This window comes from Pedobacter sp. 22226, from assembly GCF_052045455.1.
Taxonomy (GTDB): Bacteria; Bacteroidota; Bacteroidia; order Sphingobacteriales; family Sphingobacteriaceae; genus Pedobacter; species Pedobacter jeongneungensis.
The window spans coordinates 99,956-120,477 of record NZ_JBQEPB010000008.1 but is presented as its reverse complement, the minus strand read 5'-3'; the positions used below and the strand labels follow the sequence as shown (position 1 = coordinate 120,477).

The 20,522-nt window shown below is 40.4% G+C and carries 21 protein-coding genes; 9 read left to right on the top strand and 12 right to left on the bottom strand.

From position 1 onward, the window contains the following. Positions 1 to 395: 395 nt before the first annotated feature. The 3 genes from ACTJKC_RS18530 to ACTJKC_RS18520 all read left to right on the top strand — a co-directional run bounded on the left by ACTJKC_RS18530 (position 396) and on the right by ACTJKC_RS18520 (position 4,197). Positions 396 to 1,289 carry a 3-hydroxyacyl-CoA dehydrogenase family protein gene (locus ACTJKC_RS18530; RefSeq protein WP_440794224.1) on the top strand — a complete coding sequence of 298 codons (894 nt, stop codon included), beginning with the start codon at positions 396 to 398 and terminating at the stop codon, positions 1,287 to 1,289. Between the two features lie 31 nt (positions 1,290 to 1,320). Then, entirely contained in the window at positions 1,321 to 2,343 is a 1,023-nt protein-coding gene (gene ruvB, locus ACTJKC_RS18525; RefSeq protein WP_293308529.1) for a Holliday junction branch migration DNA helicase RuvB, read from the top strand. Positions 2,344 to 2,688: 345 nt separating this feature from the next. Next, a complete protein-coding gene (locus ACTJKC_RS18520; protein WP_344851021.1) occupies positions 2,689 to 4,197 on the top strand; it encodes a bifunctional GNAT family N-acetyltransferase/carbon-nitrogen hydrolase family protein in 1,509 nt (502 codons plus the stop codon). A 61-nt stretch (positions 4,198 to 4,258) separates the two neighbouring features. On the opposite strand, the gene ACTJKC_RS18515 is transcribed toward ACTJKC_RS18520, so the two are convergent. Continuing rightward, on the bottom strand, positions 4,259 to 4,465 hold the full coding sequence (locus ACTJKC_RS18515) for a hypothetical protein (RefSeq protein WP_440794221.1): 207 nt from the start codon (positions 4,463 to 4,465) through the stop codon (positions 4,259 to 4,261). A gap of 137 nt (positions 4,466 to 4,602) precedes the next feature. Between ACTJKC_RS18515 and queG the strand changes: the two genes are divergently transcribed. Next, positions 4,603 to 5,538 carry a tRNA epoxyqueuosine(34) reductase QueG gene (gene queG, locus ACTJKC_RS18510; RefSeq protein WP_440794556.1) on the top strand — a complete coding sequence of 312 codons (936 nt, stop codon included), beginning with the start codon at positions 4,603 to 4,605 and terminating at the stop codon, positions 5,536 to 5,538. 242 nt (positions 5,539 to 5,780) lie between these two features. Here the strand turns inward: queG and ACTJKC_RS18505 are convergent, their stop codons facing one another. The 4 genes from ACTJKC_RS18505 to ACTJKC_RS18490 all read right to left on the bottom strand — a co-directional run bounded on the left by ACTJKC_RS18505 (position 5,781) and on the right by ACTJKC_RS18490 (position 10,843). After that, positions 5,781 to 6,827, bottom strand: coding sequence for an NAD(P)-dependent alcohol dehydrogenase (locus ACTJKC_RS18505; protein WP_440794219.1), 1,047 nt, complete (start codon positions 6,825 to 6,827; stop codon positions 5,781 to 5,783). 286 nt (positions 6,828 to 7,113) lie between these two features. Then, on the bottom strand, positions 7,114 to 9,237 hold the full coding sequence (locus ACTJKC_RS18500; RefSeq protein WP_440794218.1) for a xanthine dehydrogenase family protein molybdopterin-binding subunit: 2,124 nt from the start codon (positions 9,235 to 9,237) through the stop codon (positions 7,114 to 7,116). A gap of 2 nt (positions 9,238 to 9,239) precedes the next feature. Continuing rightward, a complete protein-coding gene (locus ACTJKC_RS18495; RefSeq protein ID WP_440794216.1) occupies positions 9,240 to 10,223 on the bottom strand; it encodes an FAD binding domain-containing protein in 984 nt (327 codons plus the stop codon). After that, a complete protein-coding gene (locus tag ACTJKC_RS18490; protein ID WP_440794214.1) occupies positions 10,220 to 10,843 on the bottom strand; it encodes a (2Fe-2S)-binding protein in 624 nt (207 codons plus the stop codon). Before ACTJKC_RS18490 ends, ACTJKC_RS18495 begins: the two co-directional genes overlap by 4 nt. A 175-nt stretch (positions 10,844 to 11,018) precedes the next feature. Here ACTJKC_RS18490 and ACTJKC_RS18485 point away from each other — a divergent pair, with 175 nt between their 5' ends. Then, on the top strand, positions 11,019 to 11,669 hold the full coding sequence (locus tag ACTJKC_RS18485; RefSeq protein ID WP_440794212.1) for a YceH family protein: 651 nt from the start codon (positions 11,019 to 11,021) through the stop codon (positions 11,667 to 11,669). Positions 11,670 to 11,908: 239 nt separating this feature from the next. On the opposite strand, the gene fabF is transcribed toward ACTJKC_RS18485, so the two are convergent. The 4 genes from fabF to ACTJKC_RS18465 form a co-directional block, all read right to left on the bottom strand. Continuing rightward, entirely contained in the window at positions 11,909 to 13,159 is a 1,251-nt protein-coding gene (gene fabF / locus ACTJKC_RS18480; RefSeq protein ID WP_440794210.1) for a beta-ketoacyl-ACP synthase II, read from the bottom strand. Positions 13,160 to 13,312: 153 nt separating this feature from the next. Further along, on the bottom strand, positions 13,313 to 14,083 hold the full coding sequence (locus ACTJKC_RS18475; RefSeq protein ID WP_440794208.1) for an SDR family oxidoreductase: 771 nt from the start codon (positions 14,081 to 14,083) through the stop codon (positions 13,313 to 13,315). A 12-nt stretch (positions 14,084 to 14,095) separates the two neighbouring features. Further along, positions 14,096 to 14,581: a PaaI family thioesterase gene (locus tag ACTJKC_RS18470; RefSeq protein WP_440794206.1), complete on the bottom strand. Its 486-nt coding sequence runs from the start codon at positions 14,579 to 14,581 to the stop codon at positions 14,096 to 14,098. A 38-nt stretch (positions 14,582 to 14,619) separates the two neighbouring features. Next, entirely contained in the window at positions 14,620 to 15,207 is a 588-nt protein-coding gene (locus ACTJKC_RS18465; RefSeq protein WP_440794204.1) for a TetR/AcrR family transcriptional regulator, read from the bottom strand. Between the two features lie 160 nt (positions 15,208 to 15,367). Between ACTJKC_RS18465 and ACTJKC_RS18460 the strand changes: the two genes are divergently transcribed. From ACTJKC_RS18460 to ACTJKC_RS18450, 3 genes are all read left to right on the top strand, one after another. After that, positions 15,368 to 16,279, top strand: a complete 912-nt coding sequence (locus ACTJKC_RS18460) for a helix-turn-helix domain-containing protein (protein WP_440794202.1) — start codon at positions 15,368 to 15,370, stop codon at positions 16,277 to 16,279. 89 nt (positions 16,280 to 16,368) lie between these two features. Next, positions 16,369 to 17,202 (top strand): SDR family NAD(P)-dependent oxidoreductase, encoded by an 834-nt coding sequence (locus ACTJKC_RS18455; protein ID WP_440794200.1) that lies wholly within the window; start codon positions 16,369 to 16,371, stop codon positions 17,200 to 17,202. 193 nt (positions 17,203 to 17,395) lie between these two features. Next, positions 17,396 to 18,247 (top strand): SDR family oxidoreductase, encoded by an 852-nt coding sequence (locus ACTJKC_RS18450; RefSeq protein ID WP_440794198.1) that lies wholly within the window; start codon positions 17,396 to 17,398, stop codon positions 18,245 to 18,247. A gap of 208 nt (positions 18,248 to 18,455) precedes the next feature. Here ACTJKC_RS18450 and ACTJKC_RS18445 read toward each other — a convergent pair whose 3' ends face one another. Genes ACTJKC_RS18445 through ACTJKC_RS18435 form a run of 3 tightly spaced genes read right to left on the bottom strand, consistent with a single transcriptional unit; the run spans position 18,456 to position 19,827 of the window. After that, positions 18,456 to 18,875 (bottom strand): arsenate reductase ArsC, encoded by a 420-nt coding sequence (locus tag ACTJKC_RS18445; protein WP_440794196.1) that lies wholly within the window; start codon positions 18,873 to 18,875, stop codon positions 18,456 to 18,458. Between the two features lie 18 nt (positions 18,876 to 18,893). Next, on the bottom strand, positions 18,894 to 19,460 hold the full coding sequence (locus ACTJKC_RS18440; RefSeq protein WP_440794194.1) for a DUF6428 family protein: 567 nt from the start codon (positions 19,458 to 19,460) through the stop codon (positions 18,894 to 18,896). A 37-nt stretch (positions 19,461 to 19,497) separates the two neighbouring features. After that, positions 19,498 to 19,827, bottom strand: coding sequence for an ArsR/SmtB family transcription factor (locus ACTJKC_RS18435; protein ID WP_440794192.1), 330 nt, complete (start codon positions 19,825 to 19,827; stop codon positions 19,498 to 19,500). Between the two features lie 145 nt (positions 19,828 to 19,972). Between ACTJKC_RS18435 and ACTJKC_RS18430 the strand changes: the two genes are divergently transcribed. Further along, positions 19,973 to 20,386: an EamA family transporter gene (locus ACTJKC_RS18430; protein WP_440794190.1), complete on the top strand. Its 414-nt coding sequence runs from the start codon at positions 19,973 to 19,975 to the stop codon at positions 20,384 to 20,386. The last annotated feature ends 136 nt before the right edge of the window (positions 20,387 to 20,522 follow it).

Below are 20,522 nucleotides of genomic sequence, written 5' to 3'. Positions count from 1 at the left end.
GCAGTGATTAATAATTCAGCCACTAATAAAAAAGAATGCCAACAACTAAAATTTTAAGAAACGACGAAATGAGATTTTGTATCGATAAACCATTTTAACAATGTTAAATGATACTTTTTAATAAAAAATTTGAATAATTTTTATTAACAGATAAAAAAAAGGCACGAAAACCCAATATTTATACCCAAAACCACAAATAAAAATAAATACAAATCCAAAAACACCAGAAAAAAAACACAAACGAAGCCCAAAACCAGCTTTCAAACTAAAATTAACCCTAAAAGAGAATAAATTCGTGCATCAAAACCTTTAAGCCGACTTAATTTTATAATAGGCAAAGATTGGCGGAACTCAGATACAAATAAGTAAATTCGCTTTTTTAAATCCGTTAAAAGATGAAACAAATCGCAGTTATAGGATCTGGTACCATGGGAAACGGCATTGCCCATACCTTTGCACAATTTAATTATCAGGTAAACCTGATCGACATTAACCAATCTGCTTTAGATAAAGCCATAGAAACGATTGGAAAAAACCTCGACAGGCAAGTTGCCAAAGGGACTTTAACCGAAGAACAGAAAACAAATACGCTTCAAAACATTAGCACCTACACTTCTATAAAAGATGGTGTTCAACATGCCGATTTAGTGGTAGAAGCTGCAACCGAAAATGTAGAACTGAAGTTAAAAATCTTTAAAGATTTAGATGAACATGCTCCGGCTCATGCCATTCTCGCCTCCAACACCTCATCCATTTCCATTACACAGATTGCTGCGGTAACCAGCCGGGGCGATAAAGTAATCGGGATGCATTTTATGAATCCTGTTCCGGTAATGAAACTGGTCGAAGTCATCCGTGGTTATGCCACCAGTGATGAAACCACCAGCACGATCATGTCGCTTTCTCAAAGCCTGGAAAAAGTACCTGTAGAAGTAAACGATTACCCTGGTTTTGTGGCCAACCGCATTTTAATGCCCATGATTAATGAAGCCATTTATACCCTTTATGAAGGCGTAGCCGGTGTGTATGAGATTGATACTGTAATGAAATTAGGCATGGCGCACCCAATGGGACCGCTCCAACTAGCCGATTTTATTGGGCTGGATGTTTGTTTAGCCATTCTAAAAGTTTTGCACGATGGTTTTGGAAACCCGAAATATGCGCCATGCCCTTTACTGGTAAATATGGTTGCTGCAGGTAAAAAAGGTGCCAAAAGCGGCGAAGGCTTTTATCAATATACCGCAGGATCGAAAGAGCTGGTTGTTTCGGATAAATTTAAAAAATCCTAATTTTTTTAGCATTAAATTTTATATTTGCTGTATGAATGAGCATCTGGATCCTGAAGCAAACAACTTAACCCCCACCGATCGTGATATTGAAAGGGTGTTGAGGCCGCAGGCTTTTGAGGATTTTACGGGACAGGAAAAAGTGATGGAGAACCTGAAAATTTTCGTTCAGGCGGCAAAACTTCGTGGTGAGGCTTTAGATCATGTGCTTTTACATGGCCCTCCGGGATTGGGCAAAACCACCCTATCCCATATCATCGCCAACGAAATGGCTACCGGAATTAAGGTAACTTCAGGTCCTGTTTTAGATAAACCCGGCGATTTGGCGGGGCTGTTAACTGGTCTTGATGAAGGTGATATTCTTTTTATTGATGAGATTCACCGTTTATCGCCTCTGGTAGAAGAATATCTTTATTCGGCCATGGAAGATTTTAAGATCGATATTATGCTCGAAACCGGTCCGAATGCCCGTTCGGTACAGATATCGCTTAATCCTTTTACCCTTGTTGGTGCAACAACGCGTTCAGGCTTGTTAACTGCTCCTTTGAGGGCACGTTTCGGCATTAATGCCCGCCTGGCGTATTACGACGCTAAACTACTGACTACCATCGTTTTACGTTCATCCGAAATATTAAAAACCCCCATCAGTGATGAGGGTGCTTACGAAATTGCCCGCCGTAGTCGCGGTACACCACGTATTGCCAATGCACTTTTACGCAGAACGAGGGATTTTGCGCAGATTAAAGGAAATGGAAACATCGATACTGAAATTGCCCGTTACGCTTTAGATGCGCTGAATGTAGATGAACACGGTTTAGATGAAATGGATAACAGGATTCTGGTTACCATTATCGATAAGTTTAAAGGTGGCCCGGTGGGTTTAAAAACCATTGCAACGGCCGTTGGAGAAGATGAAGGCACTATTGAAGAGGTTTACGAACCATTTTTGATCCAAGAAGGGTATATTATGCGTACTTCACGTGGCCGTGAGGTTACAGAAGCAGCCTATAAACATTTAAAGAAAAATTATCCGGGGCAAACGGGGAAGTTGTTTTAATAACTTTGCAATCCCTGGTTAGGTCGTCATTTCGACTGGAGTGCAACGGAATGGAGAAATCTATTTACCTGAATTCAAAGAAGAATTATCCGGGGCAAATGGGTAAGTTGTTTTAATAACTTTGCAATCCCTGGTTAGGTCGTCATTTCGACTGGAGTGCAACGGAATGGAGAAATCTATTTAGCTGAATTCAAAGATCTCTCCACTGCGGTCGAGATGACGACAACACTAAGAAATATCTACTTAGTCCAGAGCTTCAGTTCGCAATGACGATCTGCTTAAAAAATCAAATCCATCTGAACATTTATGCCCTTTCTGTGTTCATTAAAGTAGAAATCAAACATTATGAATATTGAATTACGTAAGCTAACGCTCGAGGATTACGCAGACTTAAAAGAATCTATGCTTCAGGCATACGACAGTATGGGCGGTTCCATCTGGCCAAAATCAAGCATCGCTAAACTTTTAAATATATTTCCTGAAGGACAGCTTTGTATCGCCGTTGACGATAAAGTGGTCGCCTGCTCATTGGCTATTATTGTAGAATATGATGAATATGGAGACCGCCACACCTACAAACTGATTACAGGTGATTATTCTTTCTCCACACACGATCCGAACGGGGATACACTTTACGGAATTGAGATTTTCGTTCACCCCGAATTTCGTGGTTTGCGTTTAGGAAGACGGTTATATGAAGCCCGGAAAGAGCTCTGCGAAAGCTTAAATCTTAAAAGTATTATTGCAGGTGGAAGGATTCCCGGGTACCATGAATATGCAGATCGACTTAGTCCACGACAATACATTGATAAGGTAAAATCTAAAGAAATTTACGATCCAACGCTTACCTTTCAGATTTCCAATGATTTCCACGTTAGAAAAGTATTAAAAAACTATTTACCCGGCGATAGAGAATCAAAAGAATATGCCACGTTAATTGAGTGGAACAATATTTATTATCAGGGTATTGATGCTTCTGCACGTTCTGCAATGACCATTCGTTTGGGTTTGGTACAATGGGAAATGCGTTTATTTCCTAATATGGATGCCTTTTATGAACAGGTAGAGTTTTTTGTAGATGCACTGAGTGGTTACAAATCGGATTTTGTGATGTTTCCGGAGTTATTTAATACGCCCTTGCTCCAGCCTTACAATCACCTGCCGGAAATTGAGGCCATGCGCAAGCTTGCCGAAAAAACGGAAGAAATTGTACAGAAAATGCACGAATACTCATTAAGTTATAATACCAATATTATTACCGGCAGCATGCCGCTGATTGAGGACGGTAAACTTTACAATGCCACTTATCTTTGCCATCGCACAGGTAAAATAGATGAATACAGGAAAATCCACATTACCCCTAACGAGCAGAAATACTACGGAATGATTGGCGGAGATAAGGTTCAGGTTTTCGATACCGACTGCGGCAAGGTGGGTATTTTAATCTGTTACGATGTAGAATTTCCTGAATTAAGCCGCATTTATGCCGATCAAGGCATGCAGATTCTTTTTGTCCCGTTTTTAACCGATACCCAAAATGGCTATACCCGTGTTCGTCATTGTGCACAGGCCAGGGCAATAGAAAATGAATGTTATGTAGCCATTGCGGGCTGTGTTGGTAATTTACCAAAGGTAAATAATATGGATATCCAGTTTGCACAATCCGCAGTTTTCACACCATCTGATTTTGCTTTCCCAACAAATGCCATTAAAGCAGAAGCTACGCCAAATACCGAAATGGTTCTGGTAGTAGATGTTGATTTACATTTACTCGACGAATTGCATCATTACGGAACTGTAAAAGTATTAAAAGACCGGAGGAAAGACCTTTACCAGGTTAAACTCTTAAAATAACAGCCATAAAAAATGCCGGTCAAATTAATGAGCCGGCATTTTCATTTTAATCTAAAGCTAATTACTTTCTCATTATAAACCATATAATCAGGCCAATAATTACGGCGATTGGCAATACCCATTTCAAGGCTTGTCCGGCGCCGTTTTCATCCTTTTCGGTTACCGCTGGTTTAGCTGGTCCCGGGTCTTCTTTATGACTTTCGTAATCTTTTTCAATCGGCTTCGGAGCTTCTCCTGATTCCGTATGTTGTGGATCGATGTTTTCCATATCTTATCTTTAAAAAGCCCTTCCTTTCAGCTGAAATCCAGATCAGGAAGCGCGATAATCAATTAATTTAGTTTCTGTATTTAGAACAAGTGATTAATGAAAATGTTTTAAATCCTAAGCCTTATCTTTGCAGTCCGGTGTATAACAATTTTGCAAAATATAGCCAGTTGATTAAAGATGAAGCCCTTCGTTTGGGTTTTATGGCTTGCGGCATTTCCAAGGCTGAATTTCTGGAAGAAGAAGCGCCAAGGCTCGAAAAATGGCTCAATCAAAATCATCACGGAGAAATGAAATACATGGAAAATTATTTCGATAAACGCCTTGATCCTACACTTCTGGTTGAAGGCGCCAAATCGGTAATTTCCTTATCTTTAAATTATTACACCGAAGAAAAACAGTCAGATCCGGATGCACCAAAAATCTCGAAATATGCTTACGGACAGGATTACCACACGGTAATTAAAGATAAACTGAAAGCCCTCACCCATTTTATTGAGGAGAACATCGGCGAGGTTTCGGGAAGGGCTTTTGTAGATTCTGCTCCTGTTTTAGACCGTGCCTGGGCAAAAAAATCGGGCATTGGCTGGATCGGAAAAAACTCCAACCTGATCAGTAAAACCAATGGTTCTTTTTTCTTCCTTGCAGAACTGATTGTCGACCTCGAACTGGATTACGACCATCCTTACCAGGCCGATTATTGCGGAAGCTGTACCCGTTGTTTAGATGCCTGTCCTACTGATGCGATCATTGCGCCGCAGGTTGTGGATGGCACCAAATGCATCTCCTACCTTACCATTGAGCTCAAAAATGAAATTCCCAATGAGTTTAAAGATAAAATGAGCAACTGGATGTTCGGTTGTGATATCTGCCAGGATGTTTGCCCATGGAACCGATTTTCGAAAGCACATAATGAAGATGCTTTTAAACCTGAAAGCGGACTGCTGGATTTAAGTGCGAAAGATTTAACTGAAATTACGGATGATGTATTTAAAAAGGTTTTTAAAGGATCGGCCGTAAAACGCACCAAATTTGCAGGACTTAGAAGAAATATTGATTTCCTAAAACCTGAATAGTAGTAGCCTTTTTATCACACAGAGCGTAGTCAAAAACTTTTATTATTGCGTAAAAATGGTTTTCGACTACGCTATCATTAACAAATTCTAATAGAATGGTTGTCATCTCGACTGTAGCGCAGTCCCGAACGTTCGGGAAAAAGATCTTTGGGTAAAGTTATTTAAATTTAAAAGATTTCTCCACTGCGGTCGAAAGGACGATACTTCGGGCAAGTTTTCAAAACCTGACTTCTGTAATTCTACTATAAAGTATCCATATCAATTACGAAACGGTATTTTACATCACTGGCCAATACACGCTCGTAAGCTTCATTCACATAGTTGATATTAATCACTTCCACATCCGAAACTATATCATGTGCGGCACAAAAATCAAGCATTTCCTGTGTTTCTTCAATACCACCGATGCTCGAGGCCGTTAAAACCCTGTTACCGTGCATTAAACCCGAGCCTGGAAATTTTATAGGTTCTGCGGGAATCCCTACACAAATGTGTACCCCGTTTACATTTAACAATTTGAAATACATCTCATAATCGTGCGGTGCAGATACCGAATCGATAATGAAATCGAAATGTTTGGCATATTGTTTCAATTGCTCCGGATCTTTGGTAATTACAAAATTATGTGCACCTAAATTTCTGGCATCAGCCTCTTTTGATGGAGAAGTACTAAAAACCGTTACTTCGGCACCAAAGGCAACCGCAAATTTAACGGCCATGTGACCTAAACCACCCAAACCTAAAACTGCAACTTTATGGCCTTTTGTAATTCCCCAACGCTTAATCGGCGAATAAGTAGTAATACCTGCACACAATAACGGTGCAACACCTGCTAAAGGTAATTTATCTGAAACATGCACTACAAATTCTTCGGTACAAACGATTTTGTTCGAATAACCGCCATAGGTTGGTGTGGTTTTATCGCGTTCAACACTATTATATGTCCAAACAGTTTCGCCTTTTTCGCAAAATTGCTGCTGACCACCTTTGCAGGTAGGACATTCTTTACAACTATCTACCATACAGCCAATTCCGGCCAAATCGCCAACTTTAAACCTGGTAACCTGCGATCCTACTTCGGTAATACGGCCAACAATTTCGTGTCCCGGAACCATCGGATACCTTGCTGGTCCCCATTCGCTCCTTACCTGGTGGATATCAGAATGGCAAATACCACTGAATAAAATTTCTATTAATACATCTTTCGGCCCAACATTCCTTCTATCGAAATTCCATGGAGCCAATTTATCGGTTTGGCTATGCACAGCGTATCCTTTTGCAGCTATCATATCTATTTTAAATTTTGTTCAAAGCTAGAAGATTAAGCATTAAGCTTTGTCAGCGCGGGTTCATTTCGGCAGGTGCCATATTGTTGCAATTACGCTATTACACGCAAATATCGCAGGTTTAAAATTTATAGTGATTTTCTTAATTGTTCAAAAATGGCAAATATTTCCAGAAAATGTAGGGTTCGGTTTTCCATAGAAGGTTTTCGTCCCGCTCTTTGCTAAATTCCGATGAAAAATGGGAATACCGCTTTCGATCGGGTTTATATACTATGGATACTGCACAGACCTAAGCTAACACCTTATCTGGCGTAATCGGCAAGGTTCTGATCCTTTTACCAGTGGCATTAAACACTGCATTGGCAACCGCTGCAGAAAAACCGATCAACGCGATTTCGCCCATTCCTTTTGCGCCCATCGGGTTGATATATGGATCGGGTTTATTGATAAAATTGACGTCAATTTCCGGCACATCAGCATTTACCGGAACATGATAATCGGCAAAATTGTTATTGATGTACCTTCCGTAACGGTGATCGATTATTGATTCTTCTGTTAAAGCCATACCAATACCACCTACCGCACCGCCCAGCATCTGGCTCCGCGCTGTTTTCGGACTCACAATCGTACCCGAATCGCCAACGGAAACGATTTTACTCACTTTTACCACTCCGGTTAAAGCATGAACTTTTACCTGCACAAAGTGGATCGAAAAGGAATACATTGAATAATTATCCTTTTCCTTACCGCTCTGGCTTTCTTTGGTTACCTCTATAGAAGGTAAATTGTTCTTTTTTAATACCTCCACAAAATTAGCAGTGGCATCCATATTCGAATTTGCTGCCAGCTCGGCAATTGCCGATTTCAAAGCCACGCATACATCGTTAACAGCAGACCCGACGGTAGATAATGTTGCGGAACCACCCTGACTAGGCGCAGGAGGTAAAGAAGAATCGCCCAGTTCGAAAGTAATTTTATTCACCGGAATTTTCATCAGTTTATTGGCAATTAACGTCATACCGGTACCTGTTCCGGGGCCGATATCGCTTGTTGCACTTTGTAAAAGCAGCGATCCATCGGCCTTTAATATGCCTTTAACGCTGGCCTTACCCCTGTTGGCATTAAATACACCAACACTTACGCCATAACCCGTTTGCCATGGTCCTTCAACCAAACTGCCCGGTTTATTTTTACGGTTGCTCCAGTCAATTTTTTCGGCACCAATTTTATAGGCTTCCTTAATATTCTTACTTGAAAAAGGTTTATTTTTTTGTTGATCGGTTTCAGGATCGTTTTTGATCCTAAAATCCAATGGATCCATATCCAGTGCATGTGCCATTTCGTCGATAGCGCTTTCCAGAGCAAAAGCACCTGTGGCTTCACCAGGACCGCGCATCCAGATCGGCACACCAAGATCAACCGGAACAATGGCATAAGAAGTATTTACGTTATCGCATTGGTACATAAACTTCGCCATATTTACCACGCCTTCGGTAAAGTTCTCGTAAGTAGAAGTTTCGCCATAAGCCCGGTGTGTAATGCCGGTTAATTTACCATCTTTATCTGCCCCCAAACCAATGGTTTGGATAGCCGCAGGCCGGTTACCTACCATCGTAAACATCTGCATCCTGGTAATCACCACTTTTACCGGTTTGCCAATATGTTTCGAAGCCATTACCGTTGCAATTTCCAATGGCCAGGTACGCAAAGCCATGCCAAAACCACCTCCCACAAACTCCGAATTTACCTGAATATTTTCCATCGGGATTTTAAAAACGTTGGCAATGGTGCCCTGCGTAGCTTTTACACCCTGTGTTTTGGCATAAACAGTAACCTGATTATTCGGACGCCAATCGGCAATAATACCATGCAGTTCCATTGGGTTATGCGTTTCAATTGGCAAAAAATACCGTTCTTCGAGTTTTACTTCGGCAGTTTTATAAGCATTTTCCACACCTCGTTTATAATCGGCCTGCCCTTGTAGTTTTTTTGCCTTCGGATCTTTTAAAGCCTTTGCAAAATCAGTATTAAATTCTTCTTTCGCATATGTTGCTTTTACCAGAGAGGCCGCATAAGTAGCCCTTTCGAAGGTATTGGCCACTACGATAGCAATCGGTTGTCCGTTATAAAATATCTTATCAGTATAAAATATCTTCATCTGCGGACCACCTTCCTGCTCGTAAGCAGTTGCCGATGGTTTGTTTAAATGCGAAATCACAGCAATAACGCCAGGTGCATTTTCTGCAGCTTTTGTATCGAGGCCGGTAATTTTTCCTTTAGTAATGGTACTGGTTACCAATACCCCATAAGTTAAGCCGGGGAGTTCGTATTCTGCAAAATATTTAGCTTTTCCCGTAACTTTTAAAATGCCATCTACGCGGTCGGTATCTTCTTTTAACATGCGCTTTTCCATAATTAAGCTTTCGATTTTGCAAGATTTAACGCCTCGATAATTGTATTGGGTGCCAGTTTAAGCTTGAAATTATTTTCGCCAAAACCCTTAGCACCCGTCATGGCCAGTTCTGCTGCCTGTTCGAAATTCGACAAGGTAGCTTCTTTTCCTTTAAGGAAATTTTCGGACGCCGTTAAACGCCATGGTTTGTGAGCTACACCGCCCATAGCCAAACGGATGTCGGTAATTTTATTATTGTTCAATTCAAAAGCAGCTGCAACCGAAACGAGTGCAAAAGCATAAGAAGCACGGTCGCGTACTTTTAAATAATAGTAGTTTTTAGCGAGATTATTCACTGGTATTTCCAGTCGGATAATCATTTCATTTGCTTTCAGGTTATTGTCTAGCTGTGGGGTATCTCCCGCCAGGCGGTGGAAATCTTTAAAAGCTATTTTCCGCTCGCCTTTGCTATTGGCCAGCACCACTTCGGCATCTAAAGCGGTTAAGGCAACACACATATCGCTTGGATGCACGGCAATACATTTTTCGGAAGTACCAAAAATGGCATGCATACGGTTAAAACCTTCCATTGCGCCACAACCTGTACCCGGCTGACGTTTATTGCAGGGCATTTCGGTATCGTAAAAATAACCACAACGCGTACGCTGCATCATATTTCCTCCTACCGTGGCTACATTACGCAATTGCGCCGAAGCACCGGCCTGTAAAGCCCACGAAAGCAATGGCAGTTTTTCTTTGATCAAAGCATGGTCTGCAACGGCAGTATTGGTTGTTAAGGCTCCAATGTGGATTTTATTTCCAATCTGTTCAATCTGTTTTAAGGGAATGTGATTGATATCGATCAGTTTTTCGGGTGCAGTAACACCCCTTTTCATCAGGTCGATCAGGTTAGTACCGCCAGCTAAAAATTTAGCACTTTTATCTTTTAGCAATAGCGCAATGGCCGATTTGGCCGAGGTTGTTCTTAAATATTGAAAATTGATCATACGTTTGCCCCTCCTTCCTTCACATCCACAATGGCATCAACAATATTCGGGTAGGCACCACACCTGCAGATGTTGCCACTCATGTATTCGCTGATTTCGGCCCTCGAACTGGTGTGTCCTTCGCGGATGCAGGCCACCGCCGACATAATCTGTCCGGATGTGCAATAACCGCATTGAAAACCATCATGTTTGATGAAAGCGGCCTGCATCGGATGTAAGGTATCTCCATCGGCCAGACCTTCTATCGTGGTAATTTTCTTTCCTTCGTTCATCACCGCTAAACTTAAACAGGAATTTACCCTCTGCCCATCTACGTGTACGGTGCAGGCGCCGCACTGACCATGGTCACAGCCTTTTTTGGTTCCGGTTAAATGCAGTTCTTCGCGCAGGTAATCCAGAAGGGTTACCCTTGGCTCTACTGATGCTTTATATGTTTTATTATTTACAGTCAGATTTAGTGGAATTTTCTCAAAAAGCTCGGCGAAACGTTCATCGGCATTGTTTTCAGCTGCTTTAACCGCGATGCCCGGCGTTAAGGCAATAGCCGTAATTACGGAACTTTTTTTAAGGAAATCGCGTCTGCTATCGCCCTGATTTGGTTTTTGATCAGAAGGTTTCATATTTGAATGAGATTAGCTTTAGGATGTTTTTCTAAGTTCGTAATTCTAAAGTTTAAATGATAGTAAATCAGAAATTTAGAATTGTTCTATCTAACAATATTTGAGATAACCCACTAGAAATAAATCATTAACAAAATAATTTCCATAATGTTCATCCAATTTATATTTTTATAAAATGGACAACGTAAAACCACTCCCCGATTTAACCGCAGAAGAGCAACGCGTTTTAGGCGCTTTAATAGAAAAAAGCCGCACCACGCCCGATTATTATCCAATGACTTTGAACAGCTTAACTGCTGCCTGTAACCAAAAAAGTTCAAGAAATCCTGTAGTAAATTACGATGAGGAAACAATTACCTTAACCTTAAACCAACTTAAAATAAAAGGCCTCATCTCAACCGCTACAGGCGGATCGAGCCGCGCCACAAAATACAAGCATAATCTGGCGATAGTTTATCCATTATTGCCTTCGGAACTGGCCATTATCTGTCTTTTACTTTTGCGCGGACCGTTAACTCCTGGAGAAATCAACAGCAACTCGGGTCGCTTATACGAATTTGAAAGCATTGAAGAAGTATTAGAGCAGCTTCAGAAACTATCGGATGATGAACCTGCTTTCGTAAAACAGCTGACTAAAAAAGCCGGACAAAAGGAAGCCCGCTTTGTTCACCTTTTGGGCGAGCAGGCAGAAACCACCTCCGAAGCAGAAACCGAAACCCTTGCAGCACCAAGTTTTGATACCACAGAATTGGAAAACCGCATCCAAAAACTGGAATTAGAAGTAGAAGAGTTAAAAGAGCTGGTTAATTTGTTGATGGATAAGTAGGTTCATTAGTCATTGGGCATTGGTTTATTAGTTTGCTACCCCTAAACCAACTCCGTCATTTCGAGCGGAGTGCAACGTAGCCGAGAAATCTGTCTCGAGATAGGTCTCTCCGTTCCGCTTTGCTCCAGTCGAGATGACGACGCTTTTTTTCAGTGCCTCCGTGGCAAAAACAAAACTTAACAAAAAAGGTCTTAGCGGGACGCTAAGACCAGTAAATCACTTTAATCTATAAACCTAAATTAAGCCTCATACTTTTTAAAAATCGTACTTGCAGTATGTCCGCCGAAACCAAAAGTGTTGTTTAAAACATAATTGATTTCTTTTTTAATCGGTTCGCCCAATACAATATTTAATCCTTTCGGGATATTTTCGTCGAGGTTTTTAGTATTAATGGTTGGAGGAATCACATTATCCCTGATTGAAAGGATACTGATCAAACTTTCAACGGCTCCTGCTGCGCCTAATAAATGGCCAGTCATCGATTTAGTAGCTCCAATTACCACAGGTAAGCCATTAAAAACAGTATTAATACCATTTAATTCGCTTAAATCGCCCAATCCGGTTGAAGTAGCATGTGCATTGATATAATCGATTTTATCAGCTGTAATATTGGCGTCTTTTAGTGCACTTCTCATGCCCAAAGCTGCTCCAATTCCATCCGGAGGTGTTCCGGTTAAGTGGTAGGCATCAGCTGCCATTCCACCGCCAACAATTTCAGCATAAATATGAGCACCACGTTGTAAAGCATGCTCCAGCTCCTCCAAAACCAATGCTCCCGCACCTTCGCTCATCACAAAACCGTCCCTGTCTTTATCGAAAGGTTTTGAAGAACCCTGCGGGTCTTCGTTATTTTTAGACAATGCCTGAGCTGCATTAAATCCACCAACCGATGATTTTGTTAAAGCGGCTTCCGAGCCTCCGGCAATCATTACACTTGCTTTTCCTAAACGAATGGTATCAAACGCATTGATAATTGCTGTGTTTGATGATGCACAAGCCGAAACCGTGCAATAATTTGGTCCGCGAAGTTTATGACGGATGGAAATCGCCCCGGCAGCGATATCAACGATCATTTTCGGAATGAAATAAGGATTAAACCTTGGTGTTCCATCTCCGGCATGAAATTCTTCCAGTTGCGCTTCAAAAGTACCGATACCGCCATTTCCGGTTGCCCAGATTACCCCAACTTCTGCCAGTTGATCATCGTTCATTGTACTGAAATCCAATCCTGCATCTTTTATCGCCTGATCGCTCGAGCCGATGGCGTACTGGGTAAACAGATCGTACTTTTTAATTTCTTTTTTCTCCAGGTATTCTTCAGGATTAAAATCCTTCACTTCACCTGCAAATTGCGTTTTAAATTTGCCTGAATCAAATTTTGTAATGGGGCCAATGCCACTTTTACCAGCTAAAATCTGTTGCCAAAATTGCTCAACAGTATTGCCAAGCGGGGTTATAGCACCTAAACCTGTAACTACTACTCTTTTCATTTTATTTTTTTTAGTCACTAAGCTCAAATGATCAAACCATGAAATATGGCCGGTCATTTGAGTTTTTACACTTATTGCCGCGAAAGTAAGCATTCCTGCGGTGAAAAATGTCATAATAAAAGCAAAGGAAAATCCTTGCCGGTCTGTTCTCCGTTAATTTTGGACCGAATCAATATTGGCCTTTCTGCTGGCATTCATTACGTTTAATGCATCAACCGGCGATTGCCTGAACAGTTCGTAAATCTTAGCTGTATCACCCACCCTGATCTCATATTCATCATTGGCCAAAGCAGCCACTAAGTCATCGGCCACCACTGATGGTTTGATACCATTATGTCCACCAATTTCTTTTGAAAATTCGGTATCCACCAATGGAGGCATCAATTCGAAAACCTTAACAGCTGTATCTTCCAGACTTAATCTTAAAGAAGTGCTGTACGAATGAAGCGCTGCTTTACTGGCCGCATAAGTAGGCAAACTTATACCCGGAACATAAGCCACAATAGAAGATACATTAACAATTGCCGACGCTTCCTGTGCTTTTAAAACAGGCAATAATTTTTGATTGATCCTGATGATCGACAGGTAATTGGTCAGCATTTCGTCTTCTGCATTTGCAAAAGCGTCCTGACCTTGGTCTGCTAAATTATAAAGAATTGCCCTACCAGCATTGTTAATTACGATATTTAACTGAGGAAAATCTACTTTAATCCTTTCTACCAATTGCTCAACATCGCTAGCTTTGCTTACATCCGAAAGGATGGTAGTTACGTTATTTAGCGACGCAGCAGCAGCATCAAGCCTTTCCTGGTTTCTGCCGGTAATAATCACATGGTTATCTAAAGCGGTTAATTGTTTTGCGATTTCTAAACCGATACCGGCAGTTCCGCCGATTAATAAAACTGTATTTTGTGAAGTTTTCATTTCTATATTTTTTTAAAATTTTAAGATTAAACAGGTGCTCACAGCATGAGTATAAACGGTATGAGTTTCATCAATTAACTGTGCTTCTACCAAAGCGGTGCGACCGCCCAGATTAATCACTTTGCCAGTGGTTTTCAATTTTCCGGTTTTAATGGTAATGGCCTTGAGGAAATTTACTTTAAGCTCTAAAGTGGTATAACCTTTCCCTGCAGGTAAGAGCGAATGCACCGAACAGCCCATGGCCGAATCTAAAATGGCTGTAATTACTCCGCCGTGTACAGTACCGATGGGGTTGTAATGAAATTCCTGAGGCGTGAATTCGAAAACTACGTTGCCGGCTTCAATTATACTTACACTAAAATCAAGTGTATGTAAAAGCGGAGGCAGAGGAAATTTATCATCGCTCATGGCCTGTAAATAATCAATTCCGTCCATTTGCATGGCTTCTTTTGCGCCTTTCATGGGATCATCCCAGGTTATTGTTCTTTTTCTTTCCATATTAAAATACCAATCGGTATATTTTTGGCTAAAAATTTTTAGCCTAGGCTATCAACATATTTTTTTAGCGAGCCCATAATCAGGCTCCAGTATTCTGTTTTTGAGGTTAATTTAGAAATCATAATTCCTCCTTCCACCATTGCAATAATGGTTAAAGCAATTTGTTCCGGATGTTGATCTGCACTGATTTCTTTATTGGCAATTCCTGCTTCAACCAGTTTAGCGATTTTGTTTTTCCAGTCTAAAACAGCCTTTAGTACCCTGTTCCTCAATTCCGGATGGGTATCATCGGCATCAATTGCCGTGTTTAAAACCGGGCAGCCTCCTTCAGACACCGAACCATCAATAAATTTCTGATAGATATCGATGTACACCAAAAGCTTATCTTTCATGGTAGTTTGCCTGCTCATTTCAGCTTCTATCCTGCTAGAAACATTATTCAGGTTATAATCAAAAGCGGCCAGCGCAACCTCATCTTTATTGGTAAAATTGCCATAAATGCTACCCTTGGTTAAACCTGTAGCAGCCGTGATATCATTTAAAGAAGTACCCGCATAACCCTTCATATTAAAAATCGGTGCGGTTTTCTCTACAATGAAATTTCTCGTTTTTTCTGCTTTAGTCATGTTATTCTGGATTGACAATGCAAATATATATCAATCGGTATATTAATTACAAATCATTTTATCATTACAATCTCCTTTTCGCAATACATAAATCAATAGATCATAAGTCGTACAAAAAGCCGATTATTTGTTTTACGTTTGAATTTTGTAACTTAGATTTATGAACAAACCAGAAAGTATAGAAGACTTTTATCAGAACAAATTCAGTTTTTTGCCGGATAATTTACAGAATGGCGTTGGACACTTTAATGTTTTTAAACTGGAAGATTGTTTAAGGGACGACCACAAGCCGATGAGCTATAACCGCAGGGACTATTATAAAATATGCCTTACACGCGGCCATAATGTTTATCATTACGCAGATAAAAGTATCGAGATAGACGGAACGGCACTGATTTTTTTCAACCCCCTTGTTCCTTATACCTGGGAGCTGGCCAGCGGAAAACAAAGTGATGTAACCGGTTATTTCTGCATTTTTACCGAAGCTTTTTTTAAAGAAAAAATCCGCGGGAACATTGGTGATCTGCCGATGTTTGTACCTGGAGGAAATCCTGCCTACTTTTTAAATGAAGGTCAGGATGCACAGGTAGAAGCTATTTTTGCTAAAATGTTTGAGGAAATTAATACGGATTATGTTTATAAATACGACCTCCTGCGAAACTACATTACCGAAATTACCCACTTTGCATTAAAAACACAGCCTTCAGAAAGTTTATTTAAACATACTGACGCCAATACGAGGATTACCTCAGTATTTACAGAACTGCTGGAACGCCAGTTCCCGATTGAAACGACTACGCAAAGACTTACCATGCGCTCAGCGAAAGATTATGCGGCACAACTTTCGGTACACGTAAACCACTTAAACCGGGCCATTAAAGAAACTACCGGCAAAACCACCACAAATTATATCACAGAACGTTTATTGAGTGAAGCAAAAGCTTTATTAAAACATACTGACTGGAATATATCTGAAATAGGCTATTGCCTGGGCTTCGAAGAACCCACTCATTTTAATAACTTTTTCAAAAAACTGACCAACCATACCCCTACTTCTTACCGAATTGTTTGAATTTCGTAATCATAAGTTTGATTAGCGTAATAGTTAGAAGTCGTTTGTACTGTAATTTTGTACTAAGAAAAAAGAATAAAATTATGGGCATGAAAAAAGTTTGGTTTATTACCGGTGCTTCAAAAGGCTTAGGATTAAGTTTGGTCAATCAATTATTGAAAGCTGGTCAATCTGTTGCAGCTACCTCAAGAAACATTGATGAACTTAAAAAAGCCGTAAATGCTGATACCGGAAAATTCCTTCCACTCGCCGTTAACCTGGCTGATGAAAAAAGTGTGGAAGATGCGATTAAAGCGACCAATTCAAAATTTGAAAGGATTGATGTGGTGATCAACAATGCCGGCTATGGTATAGGAGGCAGTATTGAAGAATTAAGCGATGCCGAAACACGCAATAGTTTTGATGTAAACGTTTTCGGAACGTTAAATGTAATCAGAAAAGCTTCACCTTATTTACGTGCACAACGTTCGGGACATATCATCAACATTGCATCGATTGCAGGTATTGCCGGCGCAACAGGTTGGGCGGTTTATGCTGCAGCAAAATCGGCGGTTATTGCATTATCGGAAGTATCGGCCGAAGACCTTAAAGAATTTGGTGTAAAAGTAACGGTTGTTGCTCCGGGGGCTTTCAGAACGAGTTTCCTTACTCCTGATTCATTAACATTGGCCGCCAATCCAATTGCAGAATACGAAGAAGTGAGGGCGATCCACAACAAATATTTAAAAATGGATGGTCAGCAGATTGGTGATCCGGAAAAAGCAGCTGCCGCTATGATTTCGCTGGCCAGTATGCCAAATCCGCCAGTGCATCTACTTTTAGGCAACGATGCTTTTCAAAGGGCAAACAGTAAACTAGAGGCTTTAACCAAAGAGTTTAAAGACTGGAAAGCCATCACGATCTCAACAGATTTCGACGATTAATCACATGCTAAGTACGAATTAGCAATCAAAGCAGAGGTTGTATTATAAGTATAGAATTGTCATCCTGAGCTTGTCGAAGGACCTGCGATAAAACTGTCTAAGGCGTTTCGACAGGCTCAACATGACCAATTTTAGAGAAACTAGTTTTATAATCCAACTTCATCAATTCATTTCAACTTAAAAAACAATTATCATGGAAAATCAAAAAGTTTGGTTTGTAACAGGCGCGTCCAAAGGTTTAGGACTAACCTTAGTAAAAACATTATTAAACAACGGCGTTAATGTGGCCGCAACATCGAGAAATTTAAACGATTTAATTCAAGCAGTGGGTGAACACGAAAACTTTTTACCGCTAAGCGTTGATTTGATTAACGAAAACAGCGTAGAAACTGCAGTTAGCCAAACCATCAGCAAATTCGGTCAGGTTGATGTAGTGGTAAACAATGCCGGATATGGTATGTTGGGCGCATTGGAAGAATTAAGCGATAAAGAATCGCGTGAAAATTTTGATGTTAACGTTTTCGGCTCGTTAAACGTGATCAGAAAAGTGCTTCCACAATTAAGGAAACAACAATCAGGTCATATTTTCAATATCTCTTCTATAGGTGGTTTTTCAGGCAATTTTCCTGGCTTCGGAATTTACTGTGCTACAAAATTCGCGGTAGTTGGTTTTACCGAATCGTTGGCTGCAGAAGTAAAATCTTTGGGTATTAAAGCAACCGTTGTTGAGCCAGGTTATTTCAGGACAGCATTTCTTACTGAAGGTTCGTTAGCTGTTCCAGGTTCACCAATTGATGCTTACAAAGAGGTACGCGAATCGCAGGCAGCGCACCAAAATGATATCAACAATCAACAGCCAGGCGATCCGGCTAAAGCAGTTGAGGTAATTATCGAGGCATCTAAAAGCGAAAACCCGCCACTTCATTTATTTTTAGGCCCCGATGCTTATCAGGTTGCGGATGCAAAAATTGCAGATGTACAAAGAGACATGGCAAACTGGAAATATCTTGCAACGGCGACCAATTTCGAGGAGATTGGGGCGTAGTATTTACACAATCGTCATTTCGAGCGAAGTGCAATGCAGTCGGGAACCCGAAGGCTCAGCGAAGCTAAATCTGTCTCGAGATAGATTTCTCTCCCGGACCTTCGGAACTGCGCTTCAGTCGAGATGACGATTTTTATTAAAGCCCGTCAAAACGAAGGTTTTTATCCTTATTGCTGGGTTCTAATTGAAAAAAATATTTGCCAACACACTAACTTTTTACATTTTCATTTACAAAATCCTGCATATACGTCTTGATCAGCTCCCTTGTACTTCTGAACTGCGCCATAATTTCGGCTTCGGTGCCCATTGCTTTTGCCGGATCGGGAAAGTTGTGGTGTAATTTTATAGCCTTTGTGGGGAAATACGGACAACTCTCTTTCGCGTGATTACAAACCGTAATCACATAATCGAAAGGCACATTGAAATACTCCGCAATATTGTTCGATGTTTGGCCGGAAATATCGATTCCATCCTCTTCCATTATTTTTATTGCCCTGGGGTTAACACCATGAACCTCAATTCCGGCACTGTAGATTCTGGCATTATTTTGAGCAAAGTATTTTAAATAACCTTCTGCCAGCTGACTTCTGCAACTATTTCCGGTGCAAAGCACCAATACATTTTTCATTGATATAAATTTTATTAATTAACAACAACCACTACCTGGTGTGCAGCTGTTCTGATCAGCTGCCAGATTAACCAATTCGATCTTTCTTTTTTCAGTTTGAGCAGGTGCGCAACATTCTTCATCGTTTTCTGTGGTGCCGCAACTTCCGCCGCGACTAATGGCTTTGCATTGTGTGGCATCGGGTGTTAAATTTATAACCAGGTTATCAACATCAACTATAAACTCAGCCGGATACATTTGTCTGGTATCAAATTCTGAATTACCAAATTCGATTTTCACCACTCCTTTAGGGTTTAAAGAGAGCTTACTTTCTACCAGATCGATAATTGACAATGCTTTTTTCACCTGCATAGCCCTGCCATCTTCCTCTTCTGTAGGTTCCCATAGCTGCACAATAATTTCTGTCCAGGCGTTCATCACCCCTCCGCAATCAACTGAAGTAATCGGTGCCTGTTTAATTTCTGTGATGTGATAATTGGCTTTTACCCAATTATTTCGGGCATATTGAAACTGTAAAATCAGCTCGGGATGTTGTTGAAGTTCAGCTTTAAAGCTGCTCCATTCGATTGAAAATTTATTAATCATAATATTGCAATTTAACGATTGATTTAGGTAAAAAATTTTAACAGCAGTTTTGTTCGCCTTTATAAGAAGCGAAAAAATTGCCCAATTGATTTTGAAGTAATTTCCATGTTTTAGGTTCGATACAATAACAAATACTTACCCCTTCTATGGTGCCCTGTATAATACCGGCATTTTTAAGCTCTTTTAAATGTTGAGAAATGGTTGCCTGTGCCAAGCCCAGTTCCTCAACCAGATCGCCACAAATGCAGGTATTTGATTTAAGAATGCGTTGAAGAATGGCAATACGCGCGGGATGTGCCATCGCTTTTAGCAATGCCGCCATTTGGTTTTGTTCTTCAGAGAAGATTTCGGTTTTGGTAAGTCCCATAATTTTACATCGCAATATTACGATAGATATTTTAGAAATCAAAACTTTATTTTAATTTTCAGTTTCATTAAAAACAGATTATCTACAGAATTGGATAGTTTATTTACTGTATCGTGTTTATCAATAAAAATTAAGCAAAAAGGTTATGTGGAAATTTTATGCCATACTCTCTGCTGTATTTGCAGCGGCAACGGCCATTTTAGCCAAAGTTGGATTAAAAGGTGTTAACGGAAATATAGCAACTGCTGTAAGAACCATTGTGATCTTATTTATTGCATGGGGCATTGTTTTAGCCAGCGGAGAAATTGCAGAGCTTAAAACGCTGAGTAAAAACAACCTGATATTTTTAGGCTTATCAGGTTTGGCAACAGGTTTATCATGGATTTTCTATTTTAAGGCACTCGAAACCGGCAGTGTTTCTAAAGTGGCCCCTATTGATAAATTAAGCGTGGCCATTGCCATGGGCTTAGCCTTTCTGATTTTAAAAGAACCGATTGATACAAAGACATTAATTGGTGGAGGGATGATTGTAGCGGGTAGTTTGGTGATATTACTTTAAGATTTGGTGTTTATTTTTAGCCATGGAGGTACAGAAAGCACGGAATCGACTTAAGCACTAATTTTTCATCATTAAGAAGTTAAGAACATTAAGACGTTATTAGATAAGATGATTAATTAGTCCAAAGTCTTAAGTC